General features: G+C 65.0%; 20 protein-coding genes and 1 tRNA gene. 13 read left to right on the forward strand and 8 right to left on the reverse strand.

Going from position 1 to position 18,156, the window contains the following annotated elements; translation table 11 throughout:
• Positions 1–21: 21 nt before the first annotated feature.
• From IEW98_RS05420 to tkt, 4 genes are all read right to left on the reverse strand, one after another.
• On the reverse strand, positions 22–354 hold the full coding sequence (locus IEW98_RS05420) for a hypothetical protein (protein ID WP_188761917.1): 333 nt from the start codon (positions 352–354) through the stop codon (positions 22–24).
• Positions 351–1,526, reverse strand: a complete 1,176-nt coding sequence (locus IEW98_RS05425; protein WP_188761918.1) for a phosphoglycerate kinase — start codon at positions 1,524–1,526, stop codon at positions 351–353. Before IEW98_RS05425 ends, IEW98_RS05420 begins: the two co-directional genes overlap by 4 nt.
• Positions 1,527–1,554: 28 nt before the next feature.
• On the reverse strand, positions 1,555–2,565 hold the full coding sequence (gene gap / locus IEW98_RS05430; RefSeq protein WP_188761919.1) for a type I glyceraldehyde-3-phosphate dehydrogenase: 1,011 nt from the start codon (positions 2,563–2,565) through the stop codon (positions 1,555–1,557).
• A gap of 88 nt (positions 2,566–2,653) precedes the next feature.
• Positions 2,654–4,624 (reverse strand): transketolase, encoded by a 1,971-nt coding sequence (tkt, locus tag IEW98_RS05435; RefSeq protein WP_188761920.1) that lies wholly within the window; start codon positions 4,622–4,624, stop codon positions 2,654–2,656.
• Positions 4,625–4,909: 285 nt separating this feature from the next.
• Between tkt and IEW98_RS16725 the strand changes: the two genes are divergently transcribed.
• The 5 genes from IEW98_RS16725 (at position 4,910) to IEW98_RS05455 (ending at position 6,661) form a co-directional block, all read left to right on the forward strand.
• Positions 4,910–5,035 carry a hypothetical protein gene (locus tag IEW98_RS16725; protein ID WP_279380346.1) on the forward strand — a complete coding sequence of 42 codons (126 nt, stop codon included), beginning with the start codon at positions 4,910–4,912 and terminating at the stop codon, positions 5,033–5,035.
• Complete coding sequence (locus tag IEW98_RS05440) at positions 5,023–5,340, forward strand: cell division protein ZapA (RefSeq protein ID WP_188761921.1); 318 nt, start codon at positions 5,023–5,025, stop codon at positions 5,338–5,340. Before IEW98_RS16725 ends, IEW98_RS05440 begins: the two co-directional genes overlap by 13 nt.
• Positions 5,341–5,579: 239 nt before the next feature.
• Entirely contained in the window at positions 5,580–6,143 is a 564-nt protein-coding gene (locus tag IEW98_RS05445; RefSeq protein WP_188761922.1) for a 5-formyltetrahydrofolate cyclo-ligase, read from the forward strand.
• Between the two features lie 9 nt (positions 6,144–6,152).
• Positions 6,153–6,368, forward strand: a complete 216-nt coding sequence (locus IEW98_RS05450; RefSeq protein ID WP_188761923.1) for a DUF2842 domain-containing protein — start codon at positions 6,153–6,155, stop codon at positions 6,366–6,368.
• Positions 6,365–6,661 (forward strand): chorismate mutase, encoded by a 297-nt coding sequence (locus tag IEW98_RS05455; RefSeq protein ID WP_243450566.1) that lies wholly within the window; start codon positions 6,365–6,367, stop codon positions 6,659–6,661. Before IEW98_RS05450 ends, IEW98_RS05455 begins: the two co-directional genes overlap by 4 nt.
• 92 nt (positions 6,662–6,753) lie before the next feature.
• On the opposite strand, the gene IEW98_RS05460 is transcribed toward IEW98_RS05455, so the two are convergent.
• Positions 6,754–6,830: transfer RNA gene (locus IEW98_RS05460), tRNA-Asp, on the reverse strand.
• 180 nt (positions 6,831–7,010) lie between these two features.
• On the opposite strand from IEW98_RS05460, the gene IEW98_RS05465 reads away from it, so the two are divergent.
• Both IEW98_RS05465 and IEW98_RS05470 read left to right on the forward strand, forming a co-directional pair.
• On the forward strand, positions 7,011–7,916 hold the full coding sequence (locus tag IEW98_RS05465; RefSeq protein WP_188761925.1) for an acyl-CoA thioesterase: 906 nt from the start codon (positions 7,011–7,013) through the stop codon (positions 7,914–7,916).
• Positions 7,913–9,211 carry an NRAMP family divalent metal transporter gene (locus IEW98_RS05470; protein ID WP_188761926.1) on the forward strand — a complete coding sequence of 433 codons (1,299 nt, stop codon included), beginning with the start codon at positions 7,913–7,915 and terminating at the stop codon, positions 9,209–9,211. Before IEW98_RS05465 ends, IEW98_RS05470 begins: the two co-directional genes overlap by 4 nt.
• 62 nt (positions 9,212–9,273) lie before the next feature.
• On the opposite strand, the gene IEW98_RS05475 is transcribed toward IEW98_RS05470, so the two are convergent.
• Both IEW98_RS05475 and IEW98_RS05480 read right to left on the reverse strand, forming a co-directional pair.
• Entirely contained in the window at positions 9,274–10,632 is a 1,359-nt protein-coding gene (locus tag IEW98_RS05475) for a dicarboxylate/amino acid:cation symporter (protein WP_188761927.1), read from the reverse strand.
• Between the two features lie 56 nt (positions 10,633–10,688).
• A complete protein-coding gene (locus tag IEW98_RS05480) occupies positions 10,689–11,873 on the reverse strand; it encodes a BaiN/RdsA family NAD(P)/FAD-dependent oxidoreductase (RefSeq protein ID WP_188761928.1) in 1,185 nt (394 codons plus the stop codon).
• A 173-nt stretch (positions 11,874–12,046) separates the two neighbouring features.
• On the opposite strand from IEW98_RS05480, the gene IEW98_RS05485 reads away from it, so the two are divergent.
• The 5 genes from IEW98_RS05485 (at position 12,047) to queE (ending at position 16,513) form a co-directional block, all read left to right on the forward strand.
• Positions 12,047–13,279: an aspartate aminotransferase family protein gene (locus IEW98_RS05485; RefSeq protein ID WP_188761929.1), complete on the forward strand. Its 1,233-nt coding sequence runs from the start codon at positions 12,047–12,049 to the stop codon at positions 13,277–13,279.
• 81 nt (positions 13,280–13,360) lie between these two features.
• A complete protein-coding gene (argF, locus tag IEW98_RS05490) occupies positions 13,361–14,287 on the forward strand; it encodes an ornithine carbamoyltransferase (RefSeq protein WP_188761930.1) in 927 nt (308 codons plus the stop codon).
• Complete coding sequence (locus IEW98_RS05495) at positions 14,269–15,180, forward strand: Hsp33 family molecular chaperone HslO (RefSeq protein ID WP_308785499.1); 912 nt, start codon at positions 14,269–14,271, stop codon at positions 15,178–15,180. The genes argF and IEW98_RS05495 overlap by 19 nt, the downstream gene beginning before the upstream one ends.
• Complete coding sequence (gene queC / locus IEW98_RS05500; protein ID WP_188761931.1) at positions 15,177–15,884, forward strand: 7-cyano-7-deazaguanine synthase QueC; 708 nt, start codon at positions 15,177–15,179, stop codon at positions 15,882–15,884. Before IEW98_RS05495 ends, queC begins: the two co-directional genes overlap by 4 nt.
• Positions 15,881–16,513, forward strand: coding sequence for a 7-carboxy-7-deazaguanine synthase (gene queE / locus IEW98_RS05505; RefSeq protein WP_188761932.1), 633 nt, complete (start codon positions 15,881–15,883; stop codon positions 16,511–16,513). The genes queC and queE overlap by 4 nt, the downstream gene beginning before the upstream one ends.
• 250 nt (positions 16,514–16,763) lie before the next feature.
• Here the strand turns inward: queE and queF are convergent, their stop codons facing one another.
• On the reverse strand, positions 16,764–17,225 hold the full coding sequence (gene queF / locus IEW98_RS05510; RefSeq protein ID WP_188761933.1) for a preQ(1) synthase: 462 nt from the start codon (positions 17,223–17,225) through the stop codon (positions 16,764–16,766).
• An 82-nt stretch (positions 17,226–17,307) separates the two neighbouring features.
• Here queF and sseA point away from each other — a divergent pair, with 82 nt between their 5' ends.
• Positions 17,308–18,147 (forward strand): 3-mercaptopyruvate sulfurtransferase, encoded by an 840-nt coding sequence (gene sseA, locus IEW98_RS05515; protein WP_188761934.1) that lies wholly within the window; start codon positions 17,308–17,310, stop codon positions 18,145–18,147.
• Positions 18,148–18,156 lie beyond the last annotated feature (9 nt).

Consider the following 18,156-nt stretch of genomic DNA (forward strand, 5'->3'; position numbering starts at 1 on the left):
CTGGGACATAAAGCTCAACTCCTACTTGCCGAAATGCTGTTCCGCCACCTGGACGTACAGCTCGAAAATGCTCTCCGCGATCTCGCTCGCCTCGGTCTCGGTCATCGTCGCCAGGGTGTTTGCAACCGCGCCGGTCTTGACCGCGCCGTTCTCGACGATGGCACCGGCCCGCGTCATCCGGTCGGTGACTTCATTGTAAATGATGCGTTCCTCAGGGCCGAATTCCTCGCCCTTCAAGTCGCGAATGCCCCGAAACGCCTCGCCGACACGCTCGTGAATGGTATCCGCCGACCGCGCCAGCTTCCATGCCGAAGGGTACAGCTTTTCGTACAGGCGCGCGGTGTCGACAGTCATGCTCGTCCCCTCTTCAACGCTTCGACGCCCGGCAGCGCCTTGCCTTCCATCCATTCGAGGAAGGCACCCCCCGCCGTCGAAACATAGGTAAACTGCGACCCGACGCCCGCATGATTGAGCGCCGCGACGGTATCGCCGCCACCCGCCACCGACAGCAGCCCGCCGCTTTGCGTCAACGCCCCCCCAATCCGCGCCAGCGCGACAGTCCCCGCGTCGAACGGCTCCATCTCGAACGCACCCAAGGGCCCGTTCCACACCAACGTCCGGCACGTCTTCAGCGCATCGCCGAGCGCCTCGACGGCAGCCTCACCCAGATCGAGGATCATCTCGTCGGCAGCGACCTCATGGACATTGCACGTCCGGTGCGGCGCGTTAGCCGCGAACTGCTTCGCCACCACGACATCGTAGGGCAAATGCACCGTGCACCCCGCCGCCTCGGCACGTTTCAATATATCGAGCACCGTCGGCGCGAGATCATGCTCGCAAAGCGACTTGCCGACATCGACGCCGCGCGCCGCGAGGAACGTGTTCGCCATGCCGCCGCCGATCATGAGGTGATCGACCTGCGTCACCAGATGCGTCAGCACATCGAGCTTCGACGACACCTTGGCGCCGCCGACAACCGCCGCCACCGGATGCTCGGGCTTGCCCAGCGCTTTCTCGAGCGCCGCTAGTTCGGCCTCCATCGATCGCCCCGCAAACGCCGGCAACACATGCGCCAGCCCCTCGGTCGAGGCATGCGCTCTGTGTGCCGCTGAAAACGCATCGTTGACGTAGAAATCGCCCAGCTTCGCCAGCTCGGCAACGAATGCCGGATCATTGGCCTGCTCGCCGGTATGAAAGCGCGTGTTCTCGAGCACCATCACATCGCCCGCCGCCATGGCAGCGACAGCCGCCTCAACCGTCGGGCCAACACAATCGCCCACAAACGCCACCGGCCGCCTCAGCACATCCGACAAAGCCGGCGCCAGCGGCGCCATCGTGCACGACGCGTCGACGCTCTTGGGCCGTCCGAAATGCGAAAGCAGCAACACCTTGGCGCCGCGATCCGACAGCGCCGCGATCGTCGGCACCGCCGCCGACAGCCGCGTCGCATCGCTGACATAGCCATTCGACATAGGCACGTTGAGATCGACCCGAACCAGCACCGCCTTGCCGGCGAGGTCGGGCATATCGTCTATCGTCGCAAAATCGCCCACGTCAGAGCAACCGGCCCATCGCTACCGCCGTATCGGCCATGCGGTTCGAAAAACCCCATTCATTGTCGTACCACGACACCACCCGCACCAGATTGCCGCCGATCACCGTCGTCTCGAGCGAATCGACCGTAGACGACGCCTGGTCGTGGTTGAGATCGATCGAAACCAGCGGCTCGTCGGTCCACTCCAGAATACCGACCAGCGGCCCCTCGGTCGCCGCCTTCTTCAGCGCCGCATTGACTTCTTCCCTGGTCGTATCACGCGCTGCAACGAACGTCAGGTCGATCAGGCTGACATTCGGCGTCGGCACCCGCACCGCCGACCCATCGAGCTTGCCCTTCAACTGCGGCAGCACTTCGCCAACCGCCCGCGCCGCACCCGTCGTCGTCGGGATCATCGACAGCGCCGCCGCCCGCGAACGCCGCGGATCTTCATGGATCTGATCAAGGATCTTCTGATCGTTGGTATAGCTGTGGATCGTCGTCATCAGCCCCTTAGTCAGCCCGAACTCGCGATCGAGCACCATCGCAACCGGCGCCAGGCAGTTCGTCGTGCACGAAGCATTCGAGACGATCTTGTGCTCAGCGGTAAGCTTGTCGTGGTTGACACCGTAAACCACCGTCAGATCGACACCCTTGCCCGGCGCCGAGATCAGCACGCGCTTGGCGCCCGCGGTCAAATGCAGCCCGGCCTTGTCGGCGCCGGTGAAGAAACCCGTGCACTCCATGGCGATATCGACGCCCATCTCGCCGTGCGGCAGCTTGGCCGGATCGCGCTCGGCGGTTACGCGGATGCGCTGCCCGTCGACGACGATATAGTCGCCATCGACTTCGACGCTGCCGGCAAACGGCCCATGCACCGAATCACGCTTCAACAGCCGCGCATTGGCAGCGGCATCACCCAGGTCGTTGATCGCGACGACGACGATATCGTCGCGCTTGGCTTCGAGAATAGCACGGAGGACATTGCGGCCGATGCGACCGAACCCGTTGATGGCGACCTTGATGGCCATATTCGTTCAACTCCATTTTATCGTCCCGGGCGCGCCCCACGACAAGATTACTGTCCCGAGGCGTCCCGGGACTTCCGACAATTCCGCTTCAGGCTGCTAGCCGAATTTTCACCCGCTCGGCAATTTTCGGGCCGGTCAGCCCGAAATGTTCGTACAACGCCTCGATCGGCGCCGAAGCGCCAAAGCTGTCCACCCCGATATTGATTCCGGACGTGCCGGTATAACGTTCCCAGCCCAGCGTCACCCCGGCTTCGACCGAGACGATCAACGCGTCCGCCGGCAATATATCGCGGCGATATGCTAATGTCTGCGCATCGAACGCCTCCCAGCACGGCATCGACACGAGATCGCAGCCAATGCCCCCGGCTTCGAGCAGGTCGGCAGCCGCCAACGCCACTTCGACTTCAGACCCCGTCGCAACAAACACGACTTTCCGCCCCGCCGCCGCCGCGCGCAGTCGATAGCCGCCCTTCGCGGTCAGATTCGCCCCCGCCACGGTCCGCAACTGCGTCAAATTCTGCCGGCTCAGCGCCAGCACCGACGGCCGCGTCACATCGGCCAGCGCCAGCGCCCAGGCCTCGGCCGTCTCGACCGCATCACAAGGCCGGTACACCGCCAGGTTCGGAATCGCCCGCAGCGACACCATATGCTCGACCGGCTGGTGGGTCGGCCCATCCTCGCCGAGCCCGATCGAATCATGCGTCAGCACATAGACGACCCGCGTCTGCTGCAGCGCCGACATGCGGATCGCGTTGCGCATGTAGTCTGAAAATACCAGGAACGTGCCGCCATAAGGAACAACGCCGCCGTGCAGCGCCAGGCCATTCATCGCCGCCGCCATGCCGAACTCGCGAATGCCGTAATAAACGTAACGGCCGTCATAGGAATCCGCCGTAAACGCCTGCTGATCCTTGGTCTTGGTATTGTTCGACCCCGTCAGATCGGCCGACCCGCCAAGCATCAACGGTGCCTGCGGATTGATCGCCCCGAGCGCAATCTCCGACGCCTTGCGCGTCGCGATCTTCTGCGGCGCCGCGATCAGCCCGGCGATATGCGCCTCGAGCGCCGCCACCGCCGCCGCCGGCATCTCGCCTGCCATGCGCGCCTCGAATTCCGCCGCGCGATCCGAAGCCGCAAGCCGCGCCTCCCAAGCCGCTCGCTCGACGGCGCCGCGGCCGCCAGCCACGCTCCACGCCGCCGCAATATCCTCGGGGATCTCGAACGGTGCATGCGCCCAGCCCAGCGCCGCCCGCGCCCCCTCGATCTCCTTGGCCCCCAGCGGCGAACCATGCGAGCCACTGGTTCCGGCCTTCGTCGGCGCCCCGAACCCGATCGTCGTTCGGCACGCGATCAGCGTCGGCCGCGGATCGGCCTTCGCCTCGGTCAAAGCTGAATCGACCGCCGCGAAATCATGCCCGTCGCACGCAATCACATGCCAGCCAGCCGCCTCGAAACGCAGCGGAATATTCTCCGAAGTCGACAGCGACGTTGGCCCATCGATCGAGATCCGGTTATCGTCCCACAACACGTTCATCCGGCCCAGCTTCAGATGCCCGGCCAGCCCGATCGCCTCATGGCTGATGCCCTCCATCAGGCAACCATCGCCGGCGATCACCCAGGTGTGATGATCGACCAGATCATCGCCATAGACCGCGTTCAGATGCCGTTCGGCCATCGCCATGCCGACTGCCGTTGCCAGCCCCTGCCCCAGCGGGCCTGTCGTCGTCTCGATCCCCGCCAGCTCGAAATTCTCGGGATGCCCGGCGCACGGGCTGCCCAATTGCCGGAAATTGCGGATGTCCTCGATCGTCGGCCGTTCATATCCGGTCAGGTGCAGCAGCGCATAGATCAGCATCGAGCCATGCCCCGCCGACAGAACGAATCGATCCCGATCGGCCCAATGCGGCCGTTTTGGATCGAATTTCAGATGCCGTGTGAACAGCGCCGTCGCCGCGTCGGCCATGCCCATCGGCATGCCGGGGTGCCCCGAATTGGCCGCTTCGACGGCATCCATGGCCAGGGCGCGAATGGCATTTGCCATGGAGCGGAGATCGGTCATCGAAAAAAGCCTGAATTAGGTGCAAAAAAGCGCGGCCGATCAACGCGCCGGCGAATCGCTGCGGACATTGGCCAGACGCCGGCAAGGGCGTCAACACCGACCCGCGACCTTGGATGTAGTTAACCCTATTGATATGATTGACGCCGTCTCATAGTTCGCCTTACAAGGGGGCCAGAAGCTCTTGAACTCAAAGGCAAAGACATTAACGATTCGCCGGCCTTGATTAACCGTCTCGAACGCGCATTCGAAAGAATTGAAACGAGACTAGCGTCTCGGGAGACTGAAGTGGCCCGTTTGCGCCGCGTCGAAACCGGTGCCGCGACCGCATTGGCGGACCTCGATCAGCTCATCGAGGCAGCCGCTGCATCGATGCCGGTCGCCGCTCCCAAGGACAAGCAATGGGCAAGGTAACGGTCGCAATCGGCGGTCGTTCCTATCCGCTGTCCTGCCGCGACGGGGACGAAAGCCATCTGACCGCACTCGCCGCCAGTGTTGCCGACAAGGCCGAGGGTCTGACCAGGTCGCTCGGATCGATGAGCGAGGCCCGCCTGCTGCTCATGGCCGCCCTTACAGTTGCCGACGAACTCCATGAAATCCGCGGCGGCGGCGCTCCGATCGTGGTCGTACCCCCGGAAACCGCGGATCCTGCGGCGGAAGCCAGACTGGCATCGCTCGTCGCCCGCGCCGAGCAGCTCGCCGACGCGCTCGATGGTTGATTTCAGCCGCACCTGTTGAGCCGCGGGCCAAGAGCGCCTATATTGACTTTCGGCGGGTACTGCCCGGAACGAGCACCGAGCATCCCTGAGGCGATTCACTATCCTAGGGGGCTGGCCCTGGGCGGATCCTGGTCCGTCCTATCTGGTTCCCACCTGACGTAAACGGCGTCAGAGGATCTCTCATGCAAACGACCCATGGTGGTCCCGCCACTCGACCTTGCTCCTGAGCGACAGCCTCCATGCCCCCCGACAAGACCCTGTTGCGGCGCCAGTTCCGGTCGGTCCGGCGCGATCACGTCGCGGCACTTTCCCCTGAAGATCGCGCGGCTGCGAAAATCGCCCTCGCTGCGATCGTGGCTCCGCTGCTCCACCCCGGCGCCATCGTTGCAAGCTACGCCGCTCACCGCTCGGAGATCGATCCCAGCCACGTCGAGGCACTGGCTCCGCACCTTGCCTTCCCCCGCGTGACCGGCGACAGCCTCGGCTTCTACCGCTGCGCCTGGCCAGACCTCGTTCCCGGTTTCGCCGGCATCCCGGAGCCCCCGTCAGGACTGCCCCAGGTCATCCCCACGATCGTCCTCGTGCCGCTGCTCGCCGCCACGCCCGCCGGCCTGCGCCTCGGCCAGGGCGCCGGCTATTACGACCGCGCCCTCGCCGCCCTGCGTGCTGCTGGCCCTGTCCTGGCCATCGGGCTCGCCCATGAGGTCCAGCTGGCCGACTGGCTTCCCGCCGACTCATGGGACCAGCCGCTCGATTTCGTCGCGACACCGCGGCGTCTGGTGAACTGCGCCCGGAATCGCTAAAGCCCGGCCATGGAACCAAGCTGGCGCAAACCGGCGGGCGTAATTGGCCTGCTACTCTATCTCACCATCTACGCGGGCATCGTCGCCGCGTTCGCGAACGAACTGTCGCAACTACCGACGGCCTTGATGGTCATCGCCTATCTGCTGCTCGGCATGGCCTGGGTGCTGCCGCTGCGGCCGCTGTTCATCTGGATGAACACCGGTCGCTGGACGGCGCGTAAATGATACCCGCCGAATGCGAAACCATGGCCGATGTCCGTGCCGGCGTCGATGCCCTCGATCGCGAGCTGGTTGCGCTTCTCGCCCGGCGCTTCGCCTTCATGGATGCCGCCGCCCGCATCAAGTCCGATCGCTGCGCCGTCCGCGACGAACCGCGCAAGGCCCAGGTCATCGCCAATGCCGTCGACGCTGCGAGGGCGGCCGGCATACCCGCCGAGGCAATCGCGCAGATGTGGGAAATACTGGTCGAAGCTTCGATCGCGCACGAACTCGGCAAATGGGACAGTCTGCGGCGCTGACTGTGTGTGCACGCGGCGCTGACTGTGTGTGCGCGAGGCGCTGACTGCATGTGCGCGCGGCGCTGATTGGGCGCCCACCCGGTTGAACCGGGTGGCGCGAGTGACGGGGCTCGAACCCGCGACCTCCGGCGTGACAGGCCGGCGCTCTAACCAACTGAGCTACACCCGCAGTTCCCTTGCGGAAGCGGCGGGATAGGCACCCCCCTCCCCGCTGTCAAGCACGCAACACATTCATCCACAGCATTCTGCAGCATGTGGCCCATTACGCATGTCAGTCCGCATCATCACAGATGACAGTCCAGTATCATCACGGATGACAGGCCGGCATCACCCGGCTAACCGTGAAGGCATGAATACGACCGCCGCCACCGCTCCAAGTTTCCCCGATCACGCCGGCAGCACCGGCCGCCTGCTCGACCTGCTCGATGTCGAGCGCATCGAGGACGACCTCTACCGCGGGCAGTCGACCAACGCCGGCTGGCAGCGCGTTTATGGCGGCCAGGTCGTGGCCCAGGCCTTGATGGCGGCGTCGAAGACCGTCGACCCGTCTCGCCTCTGCCATTCCCTGCACAGCTATTTCATCCGGCCCGGCGACCCTGCCCATCCCATCGTCTACCGCGTCGAGCGCGACCGCGACGGTGCCAGCTTCACCACGCGGCGCGTCGTGGCGATCCAGAAAGGCCGTGCCATCTTCAATCTGGCGGCCAGCTTCCAGGTCGAGGAAGCCGGCCTCAGCCACAGCTTCCCGATGCCGGCCGCACCGCCCCCCGAGGGACTGCAAAGCGACGCCGAATGGGCGATCGAGAACGCCGATTCCGCCCCGGAGCCGTTCCGCACGATCTGGAAGACCCGCGAGCGCCCGATCGAATTTCGCGCCGTCTCCAAGCTCGACCCGTTCAACCCGGTCGCTCAGCCGCCGCGTGCCCAGCACTGGTGCCGCGCCGCCGCGCCGGTGGATGTCACGCCGCCGGTCGCCCGCGCGCTGTTCGCCTATGCCAGCGACATGACGCTGCTCGATACGGCGCTGCTGCCCCATGCCATTGCCTGGAACAACCCGCAGCTCCAGGTCGCCAGCCTCGACCATGCGATCTGGTTCAATGCGACCCCCGACCTCAACGACTGGCTGTTGTTCGACCAGGATTCGCCGATGGCCGGCGGCGGCCGCGGCCTCAATCGCGCGCTTGTCTACAGCCGCAGTGGCCAACCTATCGCCAGTGTCGTCCAGGAAGGCCTGATGCGCCATCGCCCCAAGTGAAGAAGCCGCCGGCACCAGACCCTGCCGCAGCATCAACGACGGTCCCGCCACGGCGCTTCAACCCCTTCGCCGCGCTTGGGCCTGGCCTCGTCACCGGCGCCGCCGACGACGACCCCTCTGGCATCGCCACCTATTCGCAAGCCGGCGCCCGCTTCGGCTTCGGCATGTTGTGGACGATCGTCCTCACCTATCCATTCATGGCGGTTTTCCAGCTGATCTGTGCGTCGATCGCGCGCGTCTCCGGCTACGGCCTCGCCGCCAACATGAAGCGCAGCTTTCCGATCGGCGTCGCGCGCAGCGTCGTCACGCTGTTGCTGATCGCCAATGTCCTCAATATCGCCGCCGATATCGCCGCGATGGGTGTCGCTGCCGAAATGGTTACAGGCCTTCCCCATCACGGCCTCACAATCGGTTTCGCGCTGCTGTCTCTGCTGCTGCAATTGTTCGTGCCGTACCACCGCTATGTCAGCCTGCTAAAATGGCTGACCCTCTCGCTGTTCGCCTATGTCGGCGTCGTCCTGCTTGTGAGTGTGCCCTGGGCGCGAGTCGCATCGGCGATCGTCTGGCCGCAAATGCCGATGACCGCCGCTGCCGCGACCATGGTCGTCGCGATCTTCGGCACCACCATCAGCCCGTATCTGTTTTTCTGGCAGGCCGCGCAGGAGTTGGAGGACAGCAACGCCCGCAAGCAGCGCCCCTTGCGCCGCGACCACAAGCACGCGGCCGGCGAATTCCGCCGCCTCGCCATCGACACCTGGGGCGGCATGGCGTTTTCCAACATCATCGCCCTTGCGATCATGATCAGTACCGCCGTCACCCTCAACGCCGCCGGTATCACCAATATCGCCACCGCCGCCGACGCCGCCGAAGCTTTGCGCCCAATCGCCGGCGAATTCGCCTTTGCACTGTTCGCTATCGGCATCATCGCCACCGGCATGCTCGCGGTCCCGGTCCTTGCCGGTTCAGGTGCCTATGCCTTGTCCGAAGTCATGGGCTGGCAGACGGGCCTCGCGCTAAGGCCGCGCGCCGCCCGAAATTTCTACGGCATCATTACCCTCGCCATCGTCGCCGCAACGGCCCTCGATTTTCTCCGCATCGATCCGATGCTGGCGCTGTTCTGGAGCGCCATCGTCAACGGCGTCGTCGCCGTGCCGGTGATGACCGTCATCATGCTGCTCGCCGGCCGTCGCAGCGTCATGGGCGCCTACACCGTAAAAGGCTGGCACCGTGCCATCGGCTGGGCCGCGACGGCGCTGATGGCGCTGGCCTCGGTCATAATGTTCGCAACGCTCTAACCAGTGAGGCTATCATCCCGGGCCACACCCGGGAACCAGTTTCTTCTCAGCCAAAACGCCGTCTAGTCGACATCGGCCTCGACCGGTGCAATCAAATTCGGTGCGCCGAACTCCCGCCGCGTAAACACCGCCGCAAAGCACTCCTCGTCGATGCCGCCTTCCCAGCGCGAAACCACGACGCACGCCACCGCATTGCCGACGAAATTGGTCAGCGCCCGGCATTCCGACATGAAACGATCGACGCCCAAAATCAATGCCATGCCGGCAACCGGCACGCTGGGCACGATCGACAGCGTTGCCGCCAACGTGATGAACCCGGCCCCCGTCACCCCCGCCGCACCCTTCGACGACACCATCGCCACCAGCAGCAACATCACCTGCTCGCCCAGCGTCAGCTCGGTATTGGTCGCCTGGGCGATGAACAGCGCCGCCAGCGTCATGTAGATGTTGGTGCCGTCGAGGTTGAACGAATATCCCGTCGGCACCACCAGCCCGACGATCGGCTTGGGGCAACCGGCGCGCTCCATCTTCTCCATCAGGCTCGGCAGCGCCGATTCGGACGAACTCGTCCCGAACACCAGCAACAGCTCCTCGCGCAGGAACCGGATCAGCGTCAGGATCGAAAAGCCCGCCAGCCGCGCCACCAGCCCGAGGATGACGAGCACGAACACCAGCGCCGTCAGGTAGAACGTCGCCACCAGCGCGGCGAGATTGGCGATCGAGCCGACGCCATATTTGCCGATGGTGAAGGCAAAGGCGCCGAACGCCCCGATCGGCGCTGCCTTCATGAAAATCTCGACCAGCTTGAACATGCCCGCGCCAGCCGATTCGAACACCTTCATCAACGGCCGCGCGCGCTCGCCGACCAGCGCCAGCGCGATCCCGAAGCTGATCGAAAAGAACAGCACCTGGAGCAGATTGCCCTCGGCAAACGCGCCGGCGATGGTGTCCGGGATGATCCCCGACAGGAATCCGGTGATGCTCGCATCGGCGGCCTTGGCGACATAGATATCGACTTCGCCGGTCACCAGCGTCGCCGGGTCGATATTGAGCCCCCGCCCCGGCTGGACGACATTGGCGACGACCAGCCCGAGGATCAGCGCCAACGTCGACAGCGTGAAGAAATAGGCAAACGCCTTGCCGGCGACCCGGCCCACACTGCCGACGTCGCGCATTCCGGCGATACCGGTGACGATGGTCAGGAAGATCACCGGCGCGATGACCATCTTCACCAGCTTGATGAAACCATCGCCAAGCGGCTTGAGCGCTACGCCGGTACCGGGCGCAAAATGTCCGATCAGGCCGCCGGCGATGATCGCCACGACCACCCAGAAATACAGCTGGCGATAAAATGGCCGCCTTTCACGCGCGGCGGCAACAGATGTCAGGATGGCGATGGTCGAACCCCTTTGTCGGTGCATCAAAGAACATCGCCCGCGCGGCGACAAGCCCCGAGACCCATTTCAGGCCAACGCGTCTAGCCCTCGCCGATCGCCGCCCCCGCCGCCCAGCCGCTAGCCCACGCCCATTGAAAATTATAGCCGCCGAGCCAGCCCGTCACATCGACCGCCTCGCCGATCGCATAAAGCCCCGGCACCTTTTTCGCCTCCATCGTCCGCGACGACAGCCCATCCGTCGATATTCCGCCAACGGTCACCTCGGCCTTGGCATAACCTTCGGAACCATTCGGCACGAACTGCCAGTCCGACAGCATCCGCTCGACATCGCCAAGCACCGCATCGGTCATGCTATTGAGATCGCCATAAAGCCCGATGCGCTGCCACAGCATGTCGGCCAGCCGGTCGGGCAACACCGCCGCCAACTGGTTGCGCAAAAAACTCCGCGGCCGCACGCGCTTGGCCGCTACCAGCCACCCCGCCGGCGCATCCGGCAGGAAGTCGATCCCCACCGGCTGCCCATTCCGCCAGTAACTCGAAACCTGCAAAATCGCCGGCCCCGACAACCCCCGATGCGTAAACAGCGCCGCCTCGCGAAACGCGGTCTTCCCGCACCGCGCCTTCACATCCGCCGCCACCCCCGAGATATCGCGAAACAGCGTCTCGTCACCTCCCAGCGTCAACGGCACCAGCGCCGGCCGCGGCTCGACGATGCTCATCCCGAACCGCCGCGCCAGCCCATAGGCATAATCGGTCGCGCCCATCTTCGGGATCGACGGCCCACCCGTCGCGATCACCAACGCCGGCGCGCTCGCTGTCTGGTCGCCATACGCGACGCTATATCGCCCATCGGCATGCCCGATTTCGCCGATCCCCCGCTCCAGGCTGATCGTCACCCCGCCCGCCTCGCACTCGTCGAGCAGCATCGCCACGATCGCCTTGGCCGACCCATCGCAGAACAATTGCCCCAGCGTTTTCTCGTGATACGCGATGCCATGCTTCTCGACCAATTCGATGAAATCCCGCGCCGAATACCGCCCCATCGCGCTCTTGGCGAAATGCGGGTTCGCCGAAATATACCGCTCGGGCACGGCGCCGATATTGGTGAAATTGCACCGCCCGCCGCCCGAGATCAGGATCTTCTTGCCCACCTCATCGGCATGATCGATGACCAGCACGCGCTTGCCCGCCTGCCCCGCCACCGCCGCACACATCAATCCGGCCCCGCCGCCGCCAAGCACGATCGCGTCATATTCGTTGTTCATCGCGCACGCCTGTCCGCAACCACCCTGAAACGCAATAGGCCACCTGCGAGGGCGCTAGGCGCTGGGGTTGAGACCCAGCGCACAAATCGCTATATCAGCCTCCAGGCGGTCGCTCGAGGCCGCCTTTTTGCGTTGCCGGTATTCGCTTCGAATACCGTTCCGGAGTGCAAGCGATGACAATTACTGCCCTGATGCCCGTCTATGGCCGCTGCGAGGTCGAGCCGGTGCGCGGGGAAGGTTGTTACCTCTACGACGCGCAAGGCCGCGAATGGCTCGATTTCGCCAGCGGTATCGCCGTCAATATCCTTGGCCACAGCCACCCGCACCTCGTCGGCGCCATCCAGAAACAGGCCGCGACGCTGATGCACACCTCGAACCTCTACAATGTCCCCGCCCAGGCCGCCCTCGCCCAGCGACTCGTCGACTTGACCTTCGCCGACACGGTATTCTTCACCAATTCGGGCGCCGAGGCGATCGAGTGCGCCGTCAAGACCTGCCGCAGCCATCACTACGCCGCCGGCCACCCCGAGAAATTCCGCATCCTGACCTTCTCGAACGCCTTTCACGGCCGCACCCTCGCCGCGATCTCCGCAACCAACCAGGAAAAGATGCGCAAGGGCTTTGAACCCCTGCCCGACTGGTTCCATGTCCTGCCGTTCAACGACCTCGAAGCCGTCACCGCCGCCATCGACCCGTCGATCGGCGGCATCATGGTCGAGCCCGTCCAGGGCGAAGGCGGCATCCGCGCCGCGACGCCGGAATTCCTCAAGGGCCTGCGCGCGCTCTGCGACGAGCACGGCCTGATGCTCATCCTCGACGAGGTCCAGTGCGGCGTCGCGCGCTCGGGCACGCTGTTCGCGCATGAGCAATATGGCATCACGCCCGACATCATGGCGATCGCCAAGGGCATCGGCGGCGGCTTCCCCGTCGGCGCCTGCCTCGCCACCGAACACGCCGCCAGCGGCATGATCGTCGGCGCCCACGGCTCGACCTATGGCGGCAACCCGCTCGCCATGGCCGCCTGCGAAGCCGTCCTCGACGTCGTCACCGAGCCGGCATTCCTCAGCCATGTCAACGAGATGGCCGCCCGGCTTCGCTCCAGCCTCGAACAGATGATCCCCAACCATGACGATTTGTTCGAAAGCGTCCGTGGCCTCGGCCTGATGATGGGCCTGAAGCTCAAATCCGACAGCCGCGCCTTCGTCAACCACGCCCGCAGCCACGGCATCCTGCTCGTCGCCGCCGGCGAAAACGTTGTTCGCCTGCTGCCGCCGCTGATCATCACCGAAGCCCATATCCGCGAATGCGTCGACAAGCTCTCGGCGGCGGCAAGGGCCTATACCCCACCCGTCGCCGCCCCGGTCGTTGCCGCCGCGCCGCCGATCGCCGCTGCCGCCGCAGCCTGAACCCGCCCTGCTTCAGGGGCGTTCTTCCCTCCTCTCACGCCCCATCCCCGGCCACTCCGGCCGGGGACCAGGAATCATCCAATGCCCCATTTTCTCGATATCGCCGCCGCCACCGCGCCGGGCCTGCGCGCCATTCTCGATGAAGCGCATCGCCGCAAGGCCCTGCGCGCCGGCAAGCCCAAGGGCACGTCCGACGACGACCTGCCGCTCGCGGGACACACGTTGGCGATGATCTTCGAAAAACCCAGCACCCGCACCCGTTTCAGCTTCGACATGGCAATCCGGCAACTGGGCGGCACCAGCATCGTGACGTCGGCGGGCGACATGCAGCTCGGGCGCGGCGAAACCATCGCCGACACCGCGCGAGTCCTCGGCCGCATGGTCGACGCCATCATGATCCGCACCAACAGCCACGCGACGCTCGATGCGCTCGCCGACAACGCCGGCGTGCCGGTCATCAACGCCCTTACCGATATCAGCCATCCGTGCCAGATCATGGCCGACATCATGACCTTCGAGGAACGCACCGGGCGTCCCGTCGCCGGCAGCTGCTGGGCCTGGCTCGGCGACGGAAACAACATGGCCAACTCCCTGATAGAAGCGGCTTCCGTCCTCGGCTTCGACCTCCGCCTCGGTGTCCCGCACGGCTATGATCCCGACCAGGCCGTGCTGGCGACCGCCGGTTGCCGCGGCGGCAGCATCGACCTGCTGCGGAGCGCCGCGGCCGCCGTCGACGGTGCCGAAGTCGTTGTCACCGACACCTGGATTTCGATGGGCCAGGTCGATACCAAGGACAAGTTGAACGCGATGCTGCCGTTCCAGGTCAATGCGACGTTGATGGCCAAGGCGGCCCCTGGCGCGCTTTTTCTTCACTGCCTGCCCGCCCACCGCGGCGAGGAAGTCACCGCGGCCGTCATCGACGGCCCGCAATCGGCAATCTGGGACGAGGCCGAAAACCGTCTTCACGTTCAGAAGGCCATCCTGCTCTGGTGTCTCGGAAAGCTATGAACGTCATGCTGGAAGGTCTCGCCCCCACCGCCGACCGTGCCCTTGGATTCAGCGTTTCGGCGCGCAACGTCCGCGGCCAGATGGTCCGGCTCGACACGGCGCTCAACGCCGTGCTGGCGGCGCATGCCTATCCCGCGCCGCTCGCCCGCCTGCTCGCCGAGGCATTGACCGTCACCGCGCTGCTCGGCGCCACGCTGCGCCAGGATGAAGGCCAGTTGACCCTCCAGGCGCAATCGAAGGGCGGCGCCATCGACCTGATGGTCTGCGACTATCGCGCCGGCGCCGTCCGCGGCTATCTCAGTTTCGACTCAACCGCCGAGATAGCGGAAGGCTTGTCGCTGCAACAGCTGTTCGGCGATGGCCATCTCGCCATCACCCTCGACCAGACCGCCGCGTCCGAACGCTACCAGGGCATCGTCCCGCTCGAAGGCCATTCGATCGCAGAGGCCATCGAAGGCTATTTCGCCAATTCCGAACAACTGCCGACGCTGATCCGCGTCGGCGTCGCCGGCAGCAGCGAAACCGGCTGGATAGCCGGCGGCTTGCTCGTCCAGCATCTCGCCCGCCGCGAACTCGGCGGCGAGCGTCTCGACGCGGTCGAACTCCACCCCGACTGGCAGCATGTCATGACATTGGCGGCGACGACCACCGACGCCGAGCTGACCGACCCGACGCTCACCGAGGAAGGCCTGTTGTGGCGGCTGTTCCACGAGGAGGAAGTCCGCATCGTCGACGGCGCCACGCCCGGCCGCGGCTGCCGCTGCAACCTCGCCCATATCCGCGGCGTCCTCGAAAGCTTCCCCGAGGCCGAGCGCGCCGACATGCGCGGCGACGACGGCAGGATCAGCGTCGACTGCAAATTCTGCTCGCGCGTCTTTGCAATCGAAGCATGAGCAGCGGCTTGAATCCTTCTGGCCCCCTCGCTGTCGTCCTGCTGTCGGGCGGCCTCGATTCGACCACCGTCGCCGCGATGGCGCGCGCCTCGGGCTATCGCCTGCTGGCGCTGACCATCGACTATAACCAGCGGCACCGTATCGAGCTCGTCCACGCCGCGCGCGTCGCCGAGGCACTCGGTGCCGAACGCCATATCACCCTGCCGCTCGACCTGCGCGGTTTCGGCGGCTCGGCGCTGACCGATGACATCGACGTCCCCAAGGGCGGCGTCGAACCCGGCATTCCGGTGACGTATGTTCCAGCGCGCAACACCATCTTCCTGTCGGTGGCGCTTGGCTGGGCCGAATCCGCCGGCGCGCGTGACCTGTTCATCGGCGTCAACGCGCTCGACTACAGCGGCTATCCCGACTGCCGGCCGGAATTCATCCAGGCTTTCGAGACGATGGCCAACGCCGCCACCAAGGCCGGCGTCGAGGGCGACAGCTTTCGCGTCCACACCCCGCTGGCAGCGATGACCAAGGCCGACATCGTCAAGGCCGCCGAATCGGTCAACGCGCCGCTCCACCTGACGTGGAGCTGCTACGATCCGACGCCTGCCGGAACGCCCTGCGGCGAATGTGACAGCTGCCGCCTGCGCGCCAAGGGTTTCGAGGAAGCCGGCGTTCCCGACCCGGCATTCGGCTCCGCCGCACAAGAACGATGACGTACGCCGTCAAGGAGCTGTTCCTCACCCTGCAAGGCGAAGGCGCCCAGACCGGCCGCCGCGCCGTCTTCCTGCGCTTCTCCGGCTGCAACCTGTGGACCGGCCGCGAGCAGGACCGCGCCACCGCCGTCTGCACCTTCTGCGACACCGATTTCATCGGCACCAACGGCCCCGGCGGCGACAAGTTTCCCACCGCCATCGGCCTCGCCGAAACCGCCGCCGCAACCTGGGGCCCGACGACTGCGCATCGCCTCATCGTCTGCACCGGCGGCGAACCCCTGCTGCAACTCGACCTGCCGCTCATCGACGCCCTTCACGCCGTTGGCTTCGAAATCGCCATCGAAAGCAACGGCACCCAGCTGGCGCCCCCCGGCATCGACTGGATCTGCGTCAGCCCCAAGGCCGACGCGCCGCTCCGCCTGACGTCGGGCAACGAGTTGAAGCTCGTCTATCCGCAACCCCTCGCCATGCCCGACCGCTTCGAAACCCTCGCCTTCGAGCATTTCTTTCTCCAGCCGATGGACGGCCCCGACCGCGAGGCCAACACCCAGGCCGCGATCGCCTATTGCCTCGAACACCCCCGCTGGCGCCTCGGCCTGCAAACCCACAAGATGACCGGCCTACCCTGATTTACTTGTCATCCCGGGCTTGACCCGGGACCCAGTTACTTCTCCGTGCAGCACCAGCAAGCTGTCCTACACACGACATTTCCGGTATCAGAACCGCTTGCTATCGAACGCACGCGCTCTTTGAAACTGTCAGCACGACCATCCCGCAGTCAGTCCAGCCACGTCCAGTTCGCATCGCCTCTCGCAGCTCCACGGAAAACCGCCGAAAGCGGAAAATGTGGAACATGTCAATCATTGTGACGGTCGGCCCTTACCCCCGCCCGCGATACCCAGCCACCCCCTGATCCGGTACCCACAAGCCAACCGGCACCGGCCCCGAAGCCCAGAACACATCGATCGGTATCCCCCCGCGGGGATACCAATATCCCCCGATCCGAAGCCACTTCGGCGCCATCTCCGCCACGAGTCGCTGTCCGATCCCGACAGTCACGTCCTCATGAAACCCGGCATGATTCCGAAAACTCCCGAGAAACAGCTTGAGCGACTTCGATTCGACGATCCGATCGCCCGGAACATAGTCGATAACCAGGTGTGCAAAATCCGGCTGCCCCGTGACAGGACACAGCGATGTAAACTCCGGCGCCGAGAATCGCACGACATAGTCGCTGCCGATCCTTGGATTCGCTGGATAATCGAGCACCGCGACGTCAGGCGATGCCGGCAGGGTCGAAACCTGCCCCAGCTGCGTTGTACCAATGTCCATGCCTGCCATGTGAATATCCCTCGGTTTGGCGGATGACATGGCGTCTTGCCCCTACTATGTCACGCTTAACAATGAAGTTTGGGAGTGTACGATGAACCCGCTGGTGACAACCGAATGGCTCGCCGCCGAACTGGGCAAGAGCGACATTCGCGTCATCGATGCGACGATGTTCCTGGCCGCTCATGGCCGGAATGCCCGCACCGAATTCGAAGCGGCCCATATTCCGGGCGCGGTCTTCTTCGATATCGACGAGGTATCCGAGCTCGGTACCGACCTGCCGCACATGTTGCCGCCGCCCGAAAAATTCGCCAGTCGCATGCAGGCGCTCGGCCTTGGCGATGGCAGCCGGATCATCGTCTACGACAACTCGCCCCTACGCTCGGCAGCGCGGGTCTGGTGGATGCTGACGCTGTTCGGCGCACATGAAGTCGCCATTCTCGACGGCGGTTTCGCCAAGTGGCAGGCAGAAGGTCGCGGCGTCGAGAGCGGCAAGCCAATCGTCCGCCATCGCCATTTCACCGTCTGGGCCGACAAGAGCCTTGTCCGCGATATCAAGCAGATGACCGACAATCTTCGCAGCAAGACTGAACAGGTCATCGACGCGCGTTCGGCCGGGCGCTTCGCCGGTACCGAGCCCGAACCCCGCGCCGGTCTGCGCAGCGGTCACATCCCCGGCTCGAAGAACCTGCCCTACGACCAGCTGTTTAACGAAGACGGCACCTACAAGTCGCGCGACGAGATACAGGCAGCCTTCGACGCCGCCGGCATCGACCTCGCCAAGCCGCTGGTCGCCACCTGCGGCTCGGGTATCACCGCAGCAGTGCTCGTCTTCGCGGCCGCACTGCTCGGACACCCCAAGGTCGCCATCTATGACGGCGCCTGGAGCGAATGGGGCGCCAGCGCGACCAACCCCGTCGTTACCGGCGCGTAAGGGAAAATT

The organism is Sandarakinorhabdus glacialis, from assembly GCF_014643455.1.
GTDB classification, from domain to species: domain Bacteria; phylum Pseudomonadota; class Alphaproteobacteria; order Sphingomonadales; family Sphingomonadaceae; genus Sandarakinorhabdus; species Sandarakinorhabdus glacialis.